Annotated in this window: 11 protein-coding genes and 1 pseudogene; 3 read left to right on the forward strand and 9 right to left on the reverse strand. The window is 67.2% G+C overall.

All coding sequences use genetic code 11. From position 1 onward, the window contains the following. Window positions 1-42: 42 nt before the first annotated feature. Window positions 43-741: a HesA/MoeB/ThiF family protein gene (locus tag EDD41_RS13295; RefSeq protein WP_170165385.1), complete on the reverse strand. Its 699-nt coding sequence runs from the start codon at window positions 739-741 to the stop codon at window positions 43-45. Then, a complete protein-coding gene (locus tag EDD41_RS13300; RefSeq protein WP_123576233.1) occupies window positions 731-1,147 on the reverse strand; it encodes a molybdenum cofactor biosynthesis protein MoaE in 417 nt (138 codons plus the stop codon). Before EDD41_RS13300 ends, EDD41_RS13295 begins: the two co-directional genes overlap by 11 nt. Window positions 1,148-1,196: 49 nt before the next feature. Between EDD41_RS13300 and moaA the strand changes: the two are divergent. The 3 genes and pseudogenes from moaA (at window position 1,197) to EDD41_RS13315 (ending at window position 2,937) form a co-directional block, all read left to right on the forward strand. Next, window positions 1,197-2,202 (forward strand): annotated as a pseudogene (gene moaA, locus EDD41_RS13305) (GTP 3',8-cyclase MoaA). A gap of 1 nt (window position 2,203) precedes the next feature. Further along, complete coding sequence (locus EDD41_RS13310; protein ID WP_123576234.1) at window positions 2,204-2,437, forward strand: MoaD/ThiS family protein; 234 nt, start codon at window positions 2,204-2,206, stop codon at window positions 2,435-2,437. Window positions 2,438-2,454: 17 nt separating this feature from the next. Further along, the gene (locus EDD41_RS13315; RefSeq protein WP_170165386.1) at window positions 2,455-2,937 is read left to right on the forward strand and encodes a molybdopterin-binding protein; all 483 of its coding nucleotides are present in this window, start codon (window positions 2,455-2,457) and stop codon (window positions 2,935-2,937) included. 17 nt (window positions 2,938-2,954) lie between these two features. Here EDD41_RS13315 and EDD41_RS13320 read toward each other — a convergent pair whose 3' ends face one another. The 7 genes from EDD41_RS13320 to EDD41_RS13350 form a co-directional block, all read right to left on the reverse strand. Beyond that, a complete protein-coding gene (locus EDD41_RS13320) occupies window positions 2,955-4,178 on the reverse strand; it encodes a molybdopterin molybdotransferase MoeA (protein WP_170165387.1) in 1,224 nt (407 codons plus the stop codon). Between the two features lie 107 nt (window positions 4,179-4,285). After that, complete coding sequence (locus tag EDD41_RS13325; protein ID WP_123576236.1) at window positions 4,286-5,653, reverse strand: MFS transporter; 1,368 nt, start codon at window positions 5,651-5,653, stop codon at window positions 4,286-4,288. After that, on the reverse strand, window positions 5,650-6,939 hold the full coding sequence (locus EDD41_RS13330; RefSeq protein ID WP_123576237.1) for an MFS transporter: 1,290 nt from the start codon (window positions 6,937-6,939) through the stop codon (window positions 5,650-5,652). The genes EDD41_RS13325 and EDD41_RS13330 overlap by 4 nt, the downstream gene beginning before the upstream one ends. Window positions 6,940-7,012: 73 nt before the next feature. Further along, on the reverse strand, window positions 7,013-7,777 hold the full coding sequence (gene narI / locus EDD41_RS13335; RefSeq protein ID WP_123576238.1) for a respiratory nitrate reductase subunit gamma: 765 nt from the start codon (window positions 7,775-7,777) through the stop codon (window positions 7,013-7,015). Beyond that, window positions 7,774-8,487 carry a nitrate reductase molybdenum cofactor assembly chaperone gene (gene narJ, locus EDD41_RS13340; protein WP_211336663.1) on the reverse strand — a complete coding sequence of 238 codons (714 nt, stop codon included), beginning with the start codon at window positions 8,485-8,487 and terminating at the stop codon, window positions 7,774-7,776. Before narJ ends, narI begins: the two co-directional genes overlap by 4 nt. After that, entirely contained in the window at window positions 8,484-10,145 is a 1,662-nt protein-coding gene (gene narH, locus EDD41_RS13345) for a nitrate reductase subunit beta (protein WP_123576239.1), read from the reverse strand. The genes narJ and narH overlap by 4 nt, the downstream gene beginning before the upstream one ends. After that, the gene (locus EDD41_RS13350) at window positions 10,145-13,855 is read right to left on the reverse strand and encodes a nitrate reductase subunit alpha (protein WP_123576240.1); all 3,711 of its coding nucleotides are present in this window, start codon (window positions 13,853-13,855) and stop codon (window positions 10,145-10,147) included. The genes narH and EDD41_RS13350 overlap by 1 nt, the downstream gene beginning before the upstream one ends. Between the last annotated feature and the right edge of the window lie 52 nt (window positions 13,856-13,907).

Here is a 13,907-nt window from a genome sequence, read left to right on the forward strand (position 1 = left end):
TGTCCATTGTGGCGCGCCGCGGCCGGAGCTGCCAGCCGTTGGTCACACTGGGCGCGAGGTCTCCACGAAACGCACGTCGGCCGTCAACAGGTCCACAATGGCCAGTCGATCGATCAAGGGGCTGCCCACCCCGGTCAACAGCTTCACGACCTCGGCGGCCTGCCATGCTCCCGCCATCGAGGGTGCAGCTCCGAGGATGTCTGGCGGGCTGGGGGCCTCCGTCGGATGCGGGACGACGTCCTCCCACGCGGTGTGACCCGGTACAAAGACGCTGATCACCGCAGACCAGGCGTCAATTGCTGCCCATACCCAGGGAATCTGGGCGGCGCGGCAGGCCGCGGAGATGGCGGCCCGTGAGGCGGCTCGGTCCGTGCAGTCCACGACGACGTCGAACTGGGAGACCAGATCCACATCGTCTGGAGTCAGGCGGTGCTCACGGCCGGTGATGATGGCCGTGGGGGAGAGGGCCTGCATGCGTCGCGTGGCCAGTTCCACCTTGGAGCGGCCGATGTCCTGCGCCTTGAACAGGGTCTGACGGTTCAGATTGGACGGGGCGACCACGTCGTCGTCCAGCAGGGTGATCGTGCCGATCCCGGCGGCGACCAGCGGTGGAATGGCGCCGGCGCCAAGCCCTCCACAACCCACCACCAGCACCCGGGCGTCGGCGAGGCGACGCTGGCCGTCCTCTCCCAGGATGGTGCGTTGACGCAGCCAGGTCTCGTCGTGCGGGTCAGCAGTCACCAAGACCCACCCACTCAGTGGAACCGTCATCGAAGACCTGGTTCTTCCAGACCGGGACACGAACCTTGATCCGGTCGACGAGTTCACCGCAGGCACGGAAGGCCTCTGCCCGATGGGCGCTGGCACACGCTGCCAGCAGAGCGACGTCGCCGACGCGTAGGTCCCCGACACGGTGCTCGGCGAAGGCGGTGACGCCGAACTCACGCTCCACCTCCTCCACCACGGAGGTAAGAATGCCCACGGCATCGGGATGGGCACTGTAGGACAGGGCCGTCACCCCCCGTCCGTGGTCATGGTTGCGGACCACCCCCTCGAAGAGCACACACGCGCCATCGGCATCGCCCAGAACGGCATTGCGGGCACGGACGGGATCCAGGGGAACATCGCTCACGTCGGCATGGGGCATGCCGGCAAGCCTACGCTCACTTCGTGCTTTGCACGGTGCCGGCCGTACAATGTCGCTCATGACTCATCGGCAGCTTGTGGACCGTTTCGGGCGCACGGCGACGGACCTGCGGCTGTCCGTCACCGACGTCTGCAACCTGCGGTGCAGCTACTGCCTGCCGGCCACGCCAGACCATCCTGACCGGCGCGGAGCTTGTGCGTCTGGCAAGCATCGGGATCCGCCAGCTGGGCGTCAGCAAGATCAGACTCACCGGCGGTGAGCCGCTCACCCGTCCCGATCTTGAACAGATCATCAACGGCATCGCCAGAGCGCACCCCGGCATCGAGATTGCCCTGACGACCAATGGGATCGGCCTGGCCGAACGAGCAGATGATCTTGCTCGTGCTGGGTTGACAAGGGTGAACATCTCCCTGGACACGGTTCACGAGGAGACCTTCGTCACCCTGACCCGGCGTTCAGGACTCGACCGGGTCCTGGCGGGAGTGCGCGCGAGCGTGGCCGCGGGACTCGGTCCGGTCAAGATCAACTCGGTCCTTCTCAAGGGACTCAACGACCACGAGATGGTCGACCTGCTGGACTACTGTCTGGCCGAGGGGACCGAGCTGCGCTTCATTGAGCAGATGCCGATCGGCGCCACGCGCGACTGGGCGCGGGAGAACCTGATCAGCGCCGCAGACATCCGGGCCATGATCGAGGAGCGCTACGAGCTGAAGGGGCTTCCGGGACGGGGCCCCGCGCCGGCCGAACGCTGGGAGGTTCTTGACGGGGGCCGGGTGCTGGGCACCGTAGGGATCGTCGCGTCCGTCACCGAACCCTTCTGCGGAGCCTGCGACCGCACCCGGATCAGCGCCGACGGGCAACTGCGCTCGTGCCTGTTCTCCCAGACCGAGACGGACCTGCGCACGCCACTGCGCGAGGGTGTCAGCGATGAGCAACTGGCCGACCTGTGGGCGGAGGCGATGTATGCCAAACCACGTGCCCACGGCAGCGACGCCGGAGGCTTCGGCACGCACTTCATCCAACCCGATCGACCCATGAATGCCATTGGAGGCTGAGATGCAGATTCGCTGGTTCGCCGGCGCCGCCCATGCGGCGGGTGTCACGCAGGAGGACGTCGAGCAGCAGCAGGAGGGCACCGTGCGGGAGGTGCTGGGCCGCTTGCGCCCCGGTGCCGTGACTGTGCTCGAGCGCTGCTCCTTCCTGGCGGACGGCCGGGGAGTGGACGCGGATGCCGCGTGGCCGTCACAGGCCGCCGTCGTGGACGTGCTTCCGCCCTTCACCGGGGGCTGAGGAGCAGGATGTCAGGCATGAGCACCGCACAGATCATCGTCGTCTCCGACCGCGCCCTCGACGACCCGTCGGAGAACCGGGCCGGCCCCATCCTCGAGACCTGTCTGCGGGACCTCGGGCTGGACGTGGCGACGAGCGTCGTGGCGGCGAGCGCGGAGTCGGTCGACGAGGCGCTGGCCGCGGCAGTGGCGGTTGCCGACGTGGTGGTCACCGCCGGAGGCACCGGGATCCGCCCGGGCGACGTCGTCGTGGACCGCACCGTGGCGCTGGGGCTGGTGGAGCTGCCCGGCATCGCGGAGGAGATCCGTCGCAGGGGAGCAGAGAAGACCAGCGTCTCCCTGCTCTCGCGCGCCACCGCAGGAGTGGTGGACCGCGACGGGCGACGGGTCGTCGTGGTCAATGCGCCCAGTTCGCGGGGCGGCGCCAAGGACGTGGTCGCGGTGCTGAACGACGTTCTCCCGCATCTGCTGCGGGACCTGGCGGGCGAATCGAGGGACTGAGCGGGCCACAGGTTGGCTCAGCGGGTCAACAACACCTGGATCTGGTCTCCCCGGGCGACGGGCGCGGTGATGATGGCCAGCCCATCGCACTGGTGCAGGGTGCCGATCCGGTGGGAGCCATGGCCACCGGGTGCCGGGAGCGCCGAGGTGCCGTCCAGGACCACATCCACCAGTCGAGTGGTGCCCGGGCGGGCCGAGAAGTCCGCGGCGGCAACACAGGACAGGAGGCGGCGGGAGTCCGGAAGCCCGGACAGCTCGTCGAGCGCTGCGCGGACGAACAGGTGGACGCCGACATGCACCGCCACGGGATTTCCGGGCAGACAGATGATCGGGACCCGCATCCCCGCAATGTCGACATGTCCCCAGCCCTGGGGGCTGCCGGGTTGCATCGCGACGTGCCCCAGCTCCACATGGGCCGAGGGGCTGGTGGCAGCCCAGGCCTGCACCACGTCGTGGGAACCCACCGACACGCCACCGGTGGTGACCACCAGGTCCGGGGTGGGGGACAGCGCCGCCAACTGGGCCTCGAGGATGGCTGCCTCGTCGCCAGCATGGTGGACACCACTCACCTCGGCGCCCAGTTCCTGGAGCAGACCGGCCACGAGCACGGAGTTGGAGTCCGGGATCTGCGCACTTCCCAGCTGCACCCCCGGAGCAGAGAGTTCATCACCCGTGGTGACCAGGGCCACCAGAGGCCGTCGCCGAACCGGCAACCGGACCAGCCCGGTGGCCGCCGCGGCCGCCAGGTGCGTGGCGGACAGCCGGGTGCCGGCCTTCAGGACCGTGTCGCCGATACGGACGTCCTCCCCGGCAGTCCGGATGTGGCTACGCCCGTCGAAGCCGGTGATCGTGACCTGTTGGGGCACCGGCCCGGCTCCGGGCCGGGCGTCGGTCTGCTCTACGGGGACCACCACGTCGCACCCGTCGGGGACCCGGGCCCCGGTCATGATCCGCACCGCATGACCCGGTGCGGGGGAGACGGGCGCGGCCCCGGCAGGAACCTCGCCGTCGACGGGGAGCGTGCACGGCACCTCGGCAAGATCAGCCCGTCGGACCGCGAAGCCGTCCATGGCCGAACAGTCGAAGGCTGGCACCGGGACCCGTGCCACGACGTCCCGCTCCAGGAGCAGGCCCAGGCAGTCCATCAGGGGTAGCTCCACGGGGGCCGGAGGATGCGCCAGCCTCCGGATCCGGCGACAGTGGTCTTCGACACCGGTCGGTTGGGTGTGCTGGGTGTTCATTGAATGCCTCCTGGACATGAGGATTTCATGCGCGGCCCGAGCGAAGAGGAACGCCCCGCCACTCACGACGGAGCAGCGGGGCGCCCTGTGGGCCCGAATGGCAAAGGTCAGCTGGGCTTGGGGGCACCGGGGCGTGCGTACCGCATCCAGGTGATCACCACGCACAGCACGGCGAAGGCCAGGCCGATCCCGTAGAAGGTGGAGGCCGGCATGATGGTCAGGGCGATGCCGAACAGGAAGGGACCGAAGGCCGCGATCGCAGCGGTCCAGCCGATCACGCCGCCTGCCTGACGGGGCTCGAAGATCATCGGCATCTGCTTGAAGGTGGAGGCATTGCCGATGCCCGAGAACAGGAAGATGGCGAGCATGCCCCACAGGAAGGTCTTGAAGTCCGCCTGCATGGTGGCCGCCGAGGTGTGGTCCGGGTTCAGCGCCGTCATGGTCCAGGCGATGGAGGCGATCAGGCCGATGCCGGAGACCAGCGTCCAGATGGCACCGCCCATCTTGTCGGTCAGCGGCGAGAAGAGCACCCGGGCGCCGGCACCGACCAGCGGGCCGAGGAAGACGTACTTCACGGCGTCGACGGGGACATAGCCCGCCACCTCGGCCGCACTCCCGGTTGCGCCGTAGAGCTGGTTCATCAACAGGCCGAACTGGGCCGACAGGCCGGCGAAGGTGCCGAAGGTCATGATGTAGAGCAGCGTCATCCACCAGGTGTCCTGGTTGGAGAATATGTCGAACTGCTGCTTGATGTTGGCCTTGATCGGCACCGACTTCAGCAGGAACCAGGCAGCCACAGCCCCGACGATGATGAAGGGGATCCAGGTGAAGGCCGCATTCTGGTACCAGACCTCGGTGGGAACCCCCGTCTTGGTCTTGAGCTGCTGTGACTCACCGACCACGGCGAGCGCGCCCATGCCCACCAGGGCCGGGGTGAGCAGCTGCACCAGCGAGACGCCGAAGTTGCCGATACCGGCCTGCAGGCCCAGTGCGGTGCCCGCCATCCGCTTCGGGAAGAAGTACGACGTGGAGGGCATGAAGCCGCTGAAGGCGCCACCGCCGATGCCAGCCAGGAAGGCCAGCAGCAGGAGCACCGGGTAGGAGGTGTTTGCATTCTGCACCGCGAAGCCCCAGCCCAGGACCGGCACGGCCAGCAGGGCAGTGGTCAGGGCAACCATGCGACGGGTGCCCAGGATCGGCGGGAGGATCATCCACATCAGGCGGGTGATGCCCGCCGACAGGCCGGGCATGGCCGCCAGCCAGTAGAGCTGGCTCTTGGAAAAGGCGAAGCCAATGGAGTTCAGCTTGGGGATCAGGGCGCTGGGCAGGAACCATGCGACGAAGCACAGCGTCAGGGCGAAGGTGGTGATCCACAGGGTGCGCCATGCCAAGGGCTTGTCCCAGCTGGCCTCGTCCTCGGGATTCCAGTTCTGCAGCCATTCCCCGCCGGAGCGGGGATCAGTGGTGGAACTCATCGGTTCTCCTCGATCTCGGAGGCCGGAGCCTCGAAGTGGTCGGACAGGTGCAATGCCTGCTTTTGCAGCATCGCGTGGATGGTCAGGTGCATCCAGACCAGACAGACCAGCGTGAGCACCAGGAGCACCATGAAGGTGCTGGTCGGTGCCCCGCTCCACTGCTTGGCGTAGGCGAACAGCGGAGGCAGGAAGAACCCGCCCAGACCGCCGAGCATTCCCACCAGACCGCCGACGGACCCGACATTGGTGGGGAAGTAGTCAGGGATGTGCTTGTAGACGGCGGCCTTGCCGATGCCCATCGAACATCCCAGCAGGAAGATGACCACCACGAAGGCCCACAGCCCCAGGAGCCTGGGGACACTCAGCAGGGCGGAGGTGACCACCATCAGGCCGAAGGTGAAGTACATGGCGCGGCGCGGGCCGAACTTGTCGCTGAACCATCCGCCGAAGGGGCGCAGCAGGGAGGCCGGGAAGATGAACAGGGCGGTCAACAGCCCGGCCTTGGTCAGCGAGACGTCGTAGACGTCCATGTAGTACTTCGGCAGCCAGGCCGACAGCGCCACGTAGGCCCCGAAGACCGCCACGTAGTAAAGGCTGAAGCGCCACACGCGCATCTCCTTGAGCGGCTCCAGCATCTCCGACAAGGGCTTGGATGCCCCGGGCATCCGGTCCTCACGCGGCGTGCCCACCAGGATGAGGACGAGCAGGACGAGCAGCAGCACCGTGTAGATCACCGGCAGCAGGCGCCAGCCGCCCTTGACGAATCCCAGGTAGGTGCTGCCCGCGGTGGCCAGGATCAGGGGCGGTCCGATGAACTTGGTGACCGAGGCACCGACATTGCCGGCGCCGAACAGACCGAGGGCGAAACCCTGCCGGTGTTTGGTGAACCAGGCGGAGTTCCAGGCGATGCCGACGCTGAACGAGTTTCCGGCGAAGCCGACCAGGAAGGCCAGGAGCAGCAGCATGTGGTAACTGTTCGCGAAGGCGACCGCGAAGGAGGCAACTGCCGAGAAGGCCAGGATGAAGCTCATCACCTTGCGGCCGCCAATGCGGTCGGTGATCATGCCGGCGGGCAGCCGCCACATGGATCCATTGAGGATGGCCACGGCGCTGATCCAGGAGAGCTGGACGTCGGTCAGTCCGAACTCCTTCTGGATCGGCTTGCCGAGGATGCCGAACATGAGCCACACGGCAAACATGACCGTGAACGCGATGGTGGACAGGGTGAGGACCGCGGTCGAGCCGTGGGCTTCCTTCTCCTGGACGGCTGGGACTTGTTGATTCATCAGGTGGACAGCTTTCGACAAATGGGTGCGGCCCCCGATGCTGGGGGCCGCATGGTGTCTGGGAGTGCCGGAGTCAACGAGGACGCTGGTTCCGGTCGAGGGTGCCAATGGGGTCCCAGCCTCGGCGCGAACCAGAACCCTGGCTCGACGGCGTCGGGACGCCGTCGCGGGTGCGGTAGACGATGTAGGGACGGAAGAGGTACTTCAGGGGTGCGCTGAAGGCGTGCACCAGCCGGGTGAAGGGCCAGATGGCGAAGAGCAGCAGCGCGATGATGACGTGGGCCTTGAAGACCGGGGTCGCGGCCGCCATCGCCTGCACGTCGGGCTGGAAGGTGAACAGCGAACGGAACCAGATGGAGACCGTCTCGCGGTAGTTGTGTTCGGTGCCACCCGCGCCGCGGGTGCCGAAGAGCGTGGCGGCAGTGCCCAGCAGCACGGCCCCGGTGAGGAAGATGTACATCACCTTGTCGTTGACGGTGGTGGCATTGAAGACCTCCCCGGTGGTGCGGCGACGAAGGATCAGCATGAACAGGCCGACGATGATCATCGCCGCGGCCACCAGGCCGCCACCCAGCGCGAGCAGGTGGTACTGGTGCTGGTGGAAGCCGATCGCATCGGTCCAGCGTTTGGGAATGACCAGGCCCATGAAGTGGCCCGCGATGGCCATGATCAGACCGAAGTGGAACAGGGGAGAGGCGATCTTGAGCAGCTTGCTCTCGTACAGCTGGGAACTGCGGGTGGTCCAGCCGAACTGGTCGTACTTGTAGCGCCAGATGGTGCCGCCGACGAGCAGCGTCACGCAGGCATAGGGCAGCATGCCCCACAGGAAGGTGTTCATCGGTGGTCTCCCCTGGTTGGCTGGAAGTCTGTCGGCTGGGGGTGGGACGGCTGGATTCCGAGGGCCGCGCCCCGGCTCTGGATCTCGACGTACTGGGCCTGCTCCGAGCCATAGCTCGGCAGGCCGACGGTCTCCTGCGGCATCGCGGCATCCACCATGGCCTGCACCTCGGCGCGGGTGCTGGGGGCCTTGCCGGGGAGCGTCGCGCACACGGCACGAACGATGCCCGCCTGCGGCAGGTCATCCTTCTCCAACTGCATCCGCAGGAGCTCCAGGCTGGGCCGGTAGCGGGTCAGCAGCTCGAAACCGCGCTGCGGATCGCCCAGGGCCGCGAACTCCAGCACGAGCGGCAGATGGTCCGGCAGCTCACCACCAAGATCAACGAGCAGGCCGGAGTCGCGGTAGACCTGCTTGATTCCCGCCAGCACCTCACCGCGGCGACGGGTGTCCCCGTCGGTCCAGTACGACAGGTGCAGCGCGTGGCGACGCGAGGTGTCGAACTCCGCCACGTGGAAGGCCTGCGACTCCACCAGCGGCTGCTGGGACAGGTGGGACAGCGTCGGCTCGAAGGCCTGCAGCACCCCGGCCTCGGCCAGCGCGCCGCGCAGCACCTCCAGACGCTCCAGCAGCTGCTCGTCGGGGTAGCTGAGCAGCAGCGAGGCGGCCTGGTAGACCACCTGCTGCGTCGTCAGCGTCACGTCGGTACTCACACCCGACCCTCGTCGTCCAGGGCATCGCGGTCCAGCGAGGAGGTGTCGACGCCCCGCAGACCGTCAGCGGCGGGCATCAGCGGCGGGGGAGCGACATCGGCCTCGGCGGCCGCCTGACGGGCCTTGATCGACTGGTAGGTCTCGATGGCCACCGGTACCGGGCCGCTGCCCGAACCGGAGCCCCACGGGCCCTCCTCCATGCCCGGCCCACCCTCGAAGTCCAGGCTGCAGCCCATCTCCTCGAGATTGTGGGCCTGCTCGATATGGGCCTTCGGAATGACGTAACGGTCGTCGTACTTGGCGATGGCCAGCAGGCGGTACATCTGCTCCATGGCCTGCGGCGTCATCCCGACCGCCTCGGTCAGGTCGGCGTCGCGCTCATTGTGCAGGGTCACGCCACGCATGTAGGAGCGCATCGCGGCCAGCTTCTGCAGTACGTCCGTGACCACCTGGGTGTCACCCGCGGTGAACAGCTCCGCCAGGTACTCCACCGGGATGCGCAGCGCGTCGATGGCGCCGAACAGGTTCCCGGCGGCCTCCGCGTCGTGGCCCTGCTCGCGCAGCGTGTCGACGACGGGGGACAGCGGCGGGATGTACCAGACCATCGGCATGGTGCGGTACTCCGGGTGCAGTGGCAGCGCGACCTTGAAGTGCTTGATCAGCGCGTAGACCGGGGACTTCTGTGCGGCGTCGATCCAGTCCGACGGGATGCCGGACTTGCGGGCCTCGGCCAGCACCTTCGGGTCGTGCGGGTCCAGCATGACGTCGAGCTGGGCCTGGTAGAGGTCCTGGTCATTCTTGACTGACGCGGCCTTGGTGACGGCATCCGCGTCGTACAGGATGATGCCGATGTAGCGCAGCCGACCCACGCAGGTCTCCGAGCAGACCGTCGGGATGCCCGCCTCCAGCCTCGGGTAGCAGAAGGTGCACTTCTCCGCCTTGCCGGAACGGTGGTTGAAGTAGATCTTCTTGTACGGGCAGCCGGTGATGCACTGGCGCCAGCCACGGCACTGGTTCTGGTCCACCAGCACGATGCCGTCCTCGGCGCGCTTGTAGATCGCGCCCGAGGGGCACGAGGCCATGCACGAGGGGTTCAGGCAGTGCTCACAGATCCGCGGCAGGAAGAACATGAAGCTCTTCTCGTACTCGAACTTGATCTTGTCCGAGACCTCCTGGCGCAGCTTCTCCACGATCGGGTCCTGCTCCTGCGCGGTACCGCCCAGCGAGTCGTCCCAGTTCGCGGAGTACTCGATCTTGGTGTCCTTGCCCGTGATCAGGCTCTTCGGCCGGGCCACCGGGAAGTCATCGCCCAGCGGCGCATTGGTCAGCGTCTCGTAGTCATAGGTCCACGGCTCGTAGTAGTCCTCGAGCCCCGGCTGCACCGGGGAGGCGAAGATGCTGAGCAGCTTCTTGAACCGGCCACCGGACTTGAGCTTGATGCCGCCGGTGGCGGTGCGGACCCAGCCGCCCTGCCACTTGTCCTGGTCCTCGTAGCGACGCGGGTAGCCCTGACCGGGGCGCGTCTCCACATTGTTGAACCAGACGTACTCGGTGCCGGCCCGGTTGGTCCATGCCTGCTTGCAGGTGACCGAACAGGTGTGGCAGCCGATGCACTTGTCGAGGTTCATCACCATCGCAACCTGTGCCATGACTCGCATCAGTACTGGACCTCCTGGGAGCGCTTGCGGATGGTGGAGATGATGTCTCGGTTGACCCCGGTGGGGCCGATGTAGTTGAAGGCGTAGGCCTGGTGGGCGTAGCCACCGATCAGGTGGGTCGGCTTCAGCAGGATGCGGGTGACGGAGTTGTGGATGCCGCCGCGGCGTCCGGTGGCCTCAGACTTGGGCACGTCGATGGTGCGTTCCTGGGCGTGCTGCACGTAGGCGATGCCCACCGGCAGCTTGTGGGTGACCACCGCGCGGGCGACGAAGACGCCGTTCGCATTGGTGCACTCCACCCACTCGTTGTCCTTGACGTCGATCGCCTTGGCGTCCTCGACGCTCAGCCAGGCCTGGGGGCCGCCGCGTCCCAGCGACAGCATGAACAGGTTGTCCTGGTATTCGGAGTGGATGGACCACTTGTTGTGGACGGTCAGGTAGCGCAGCGTGATGGAACGTTCGCCGCGTGCGCCGACGTCGGGTTCGCCGTACATCCGGCCCATGTCCAGCGGGGGACGGTAGATGGGCAGTTGCTCACCGGCGTCGATCATCCAGTCGTGGTCCAGGAAGAAGTGCATCCGGCCACTCAGCGTGTGCCACGGCTTCATTCGCTCGGTGTTGATGGTGAAGGCCGCATAGCGCCGGCCGCCGGTCTCCGAACCCGACCACTCCGGGGAGGTGATCACCGGCTGCGGGGCCTGCTGGGTCTGGGCGAAGGTGACGATCTTCTCCTCCGAACCCTCCGACAGGTCCGCCAGCTTCACGCCGGTGCGCTTCTCCAGGGTGCGGAAGCCCTGCGTGGCGAGCTCACCATTGGTGGTGCCGGAGAAGGTGAGGATGGCCTCGGCCATCCGCGCGTCGGTGTCGATTGCGGGGCGTCCCTCGGCCGGGCCGGAGTCGAAGACTCCGTGCAGCTGGGCCAGCCGGTCCACCGCGTGGGAGACGTCGAAGGTGACGTTCTTGGTGGTGAAGCCCAGCCGGTCCGCGAGCGGGCCGACGCTGGTCAGCTTGTCGACGATGGCCGTGTAGTCGCGCTCGACGATCATCAGGTTCGGCAGGTTCTTGCCCGGGACGGCCGGCAGGTCCGTGCCCTTCCAGTCCGGCACGTGGCCGCCCGGCTGCGCGAGTTCGCCGGGGGTGTCGTGCTGCATCGGGACGGCGACGAGGTCCTTGCGGGTGTCCAGGCGGCCCTTGGCCATCCGGCCGATCACGGCCGAGAGGGCCTTGAAGGTCTCGAAGTCGCTCCGGGCCTCCCACGGGGGGTCGATCGCCGGGGTGAAGGCGTGCACATAGGGGTGCATGTCCGTGGAGGAGATGTCGTACTTCTCGTACCAGGTGGCGGCCGGGAAGACAATGTCACTGAGCAGCGTGGAGCTGGTCATCCGGAAGTCACTGGTGATCAGCAGGTCCAGCTTCCCCTTGGGCGCCTCGTCGTGCCAGACGATGTCCTTGGGGCGGTGCTCGGCGCCGTGGCCGTTCTCCATCACATTGTTGTGGGTGCCCAGCAGGTGCTTGAGGAAGTACTCCTCGCCCTTGGCGGAGCTGCCGAACAGGTTGGAGCGCCACAGGATCAGGTTGCGTGGCCAGTTCTCCGGGGCATCGACGTCCTCGATGGCGCTCTTGAGGCGGCCCTCCTTGAGCTCACGGGCCACCCATTCCTGCACCGTGGCGGCCTCGCCGCGGTCCACGGCGGCCTGCGCCTCATCGGCCAGGTCCAGCGGGTTGCGGTTGAACTGCGGGTAGAAGGGCATCCAGCCCAGCCGGTTGGCGGTGGCCATCGCATCGGCGGCGTGCAGGCCGTCGAGGTGACCGGTGCTCAGCGGGGAGGTGATGGCGTCGGCACTGAATCCGTCGGTGCGCCACTGGTCCGTGTGCATGTACCAGTAACCGGTGCCGATCATGGTGCGCGGCGGGCGGCTCCAGTCCAGGGCATTGGCCATGTTGAACCAGCCCGTCATCGGGCGGCACTTCTCCTGGCCGACGTAGTGCGCCCAGCCACCGCCATTGCGGCCGATGCAGCCGGTGAGCATCAGCAGGCTCATGATGGCGCGGTAGGTGGCATCGGCGTGGTACCAGTGGCAGATGCCGGCGCCGATGATGATCATGGTGCGGCCCTCGGACTCCTCGGAGTTCTTGGCGAACTCGCGGGCGATCCGGATGCACTGGTCTGCGGGGACGCTGGTGATCTCCGCCTGCCAAGCCGGGGTGTAGGGGGTGCTGACGTCGTCATAGCCGGTGGCCCACTGGCCGGGCAGGCCTTCGCGGCCGACGCCGTACTGCGCCAGCATCAGGTCCAGCACGGTGCAGTAGCGCTGGCCCTCGATCTCGATGGCGGGCACACCCCGACGAATGATCGAGCCGGCACCCCGCGGGTCCTCGAAGCAGGGCAGGGCGATCTCGACGCCCTGCGCGCCCTCGACATCCTTGACCGACAGGGCCGGGTCGATGCCGTCGAGGTTGAGGTTCCACTTGCCTTCGTCCTCGGCATTGTGGCGAAAGCCCATGGAACCCTTCGGGACCACGGGGCGGCCGCTGGCGGCATCCCACATGACGGTCTTGAAGGCGGCGTCGGACTGGCTCGCGTGCTCGGGGAGGTCCGAGGCCACGAGGAACTTGGAGGCGGTCAGGCCGTGGCCCTCCGGGTGTTCCTCGAGGCGGACCAGCATCGACAGGTCCGTGTACTTCTTCACGTAGTCGGTGAAGAAGGGCACCTGACGGTCGACGAAGTTCTCCTTGAGGATGACGTGGCCCATGGACATGGCCAGGGCGGCATCGGTGCCGGCCTGGGCAGGCATCCACTCGTCGGCGAACTTCACGTTGTCCGCGTAGTCCGGGGCGACGGTGATCACCTTCGTGCCGCGGTAGCGGACCTCGGCCATCCAGTGGGCGTCGGGGGTGCGGGTCAGCGGGACATTCGAACCCCACATCATCAGGTAGGTGGAGTCCCACCAGTCGCCGGACTCGGGCACGTCGGTCTGGTCCCCGAAGACCTGCGGGCTCGCGACGGGAAGATCGGCATACCAGTCGTAGAAGGAGGTCATGGCGCCACCCAGCAGGTGGGTGAAGCGGGTGCCGATGGCGTGGCTGACCTGGCTCATCGCCGGGATCGGGCTGAAGGAGACCAGGCGGTCCGGGCCGTAGTTCTTGATGGTGTTGACATAGCTGGCGGCCGAGATCTCCAGGGCCTCTTCCCAACCGACACGCACCAAGCCGCCCTTGCCGCGACCGCTCTGGTAGCGGGCGCGCTTGGCGGGGTCGGTGGACACGTCACGGAAGGCCTCGACGGGGTCACCGAGCCGGGCCTTGGACTCGCGGTACATCTCCAGCAGCGAGGCGCGGATGTAGGGATAGCGCACACGGGTGGGGGAGTAGGTGTACCAACTGAAGGCCGCGCCGCGGGGACAGCCGCGAGGCTCGTACTCCGGGCGGTCGGCGCCAGTGGTCGGGTAGTCCGTCTGCTGGGACTCCCAGGTGATGATCCCGTCCTTGACGTAGACCTTCCACGAGCAGGAGCCGGTGCAGTTCACGCCATGGGTGGAGCGAACCACTTTGTCGTGGCTCCAGCGGTCTCGGTAGAAGACATCGCCCTGGCGGCCACCCTCGTGGAAGACCGCGCGGCCGTCGTCGGTCTCGTCCCACTTGGTGAAGAAGCGGCCGAACTTCAGCAGGGCATTCGAGGCTGCTCCGTCGGTGCGCGCAGTGTCTGTCATGGGGGCATCAAATCATGACTTCAGCGACGTTGTGTAGTTGAACCGGAGGATT

This window comes from Luteococcus japonicus (assembly GCF_003752415.1).
Lineage (GTDB): Bacteria > Actinomycetota > Actinomycetes > Propionibacteriales > Propionibacteriaceae > Luteococcus > Luteococcus japonicus.

What these genes read in the sequence shown, in the direction of transcription:
- EDD41_RS13300 (WP_123576233.1), bottom strand. Translation starts at nt 1,147, where the DNA reads ATGCCCCATGCCGACGTGAGCGATGTTCCCCTGGATCCCGTCCGTGCC.
- EDD41_RS13310 (WP_123576234.1), top strand. Translation starts at nt 2,204, where the DNA reads ATGCAGATTCGCTGGTTCGCCGGCGCCGCCCATGCGGCGGGTGTCACG.
- EDD41_RS13315 (WP_170165386.1), top strand. Translation starts at nt 2,455, where the DNA reads ATGAGCACCGCACAGATCATCGTCGTCTCCGACCGCGCCCTCGACGAC.
- EDD41_RS13320 (WP_170165387.1), bottom strand. Translation starts at nt 4,178, where the DNA reads ATGAACACCCAGCACACCCAACCGACCGGTGTCGAAGACCACTGTCGC.
- EDD41_RS13325 (WP_123576236.1), bottom strand. Translation starts at nt 5,653, where the DNA reads ATGAGTTCCACCACTGATCCCCGCTCCGGCGGGGAATGGCTGCAGAAC.
- EDD41_RS13330 (WP_123576237.1), bottom strand. Translation starts at nt 6,939, where the DNA reads ATGAATCAACAAGTCCCAGCCGTCCAGGAGAAGGAAGCCCACGGCTCG.
- narI (WP_123576238.1), bottom strand. Translation starts at nt 7,777, where the DNA reads ATGAACACCTTCCTGTGGGGCATGCTGCCCTATGCCTGCGTGACGCTG.
- narH (WP_123576239.1), bottom strand. Translation starts at nt 10,145, where the DNA reads ATGCGAGTCATGGCACAGGTTGCGATGGTGATGAACCTCGACAAGTGC.
- EDD41_RS13350 (WP_123576240.1), bottom strand. Translation starts at nt 13,855, where the DNA reads ATGACAGACACTGCGCGCACCGACGGAGCAGCCTCGAATGCCCTGCTG.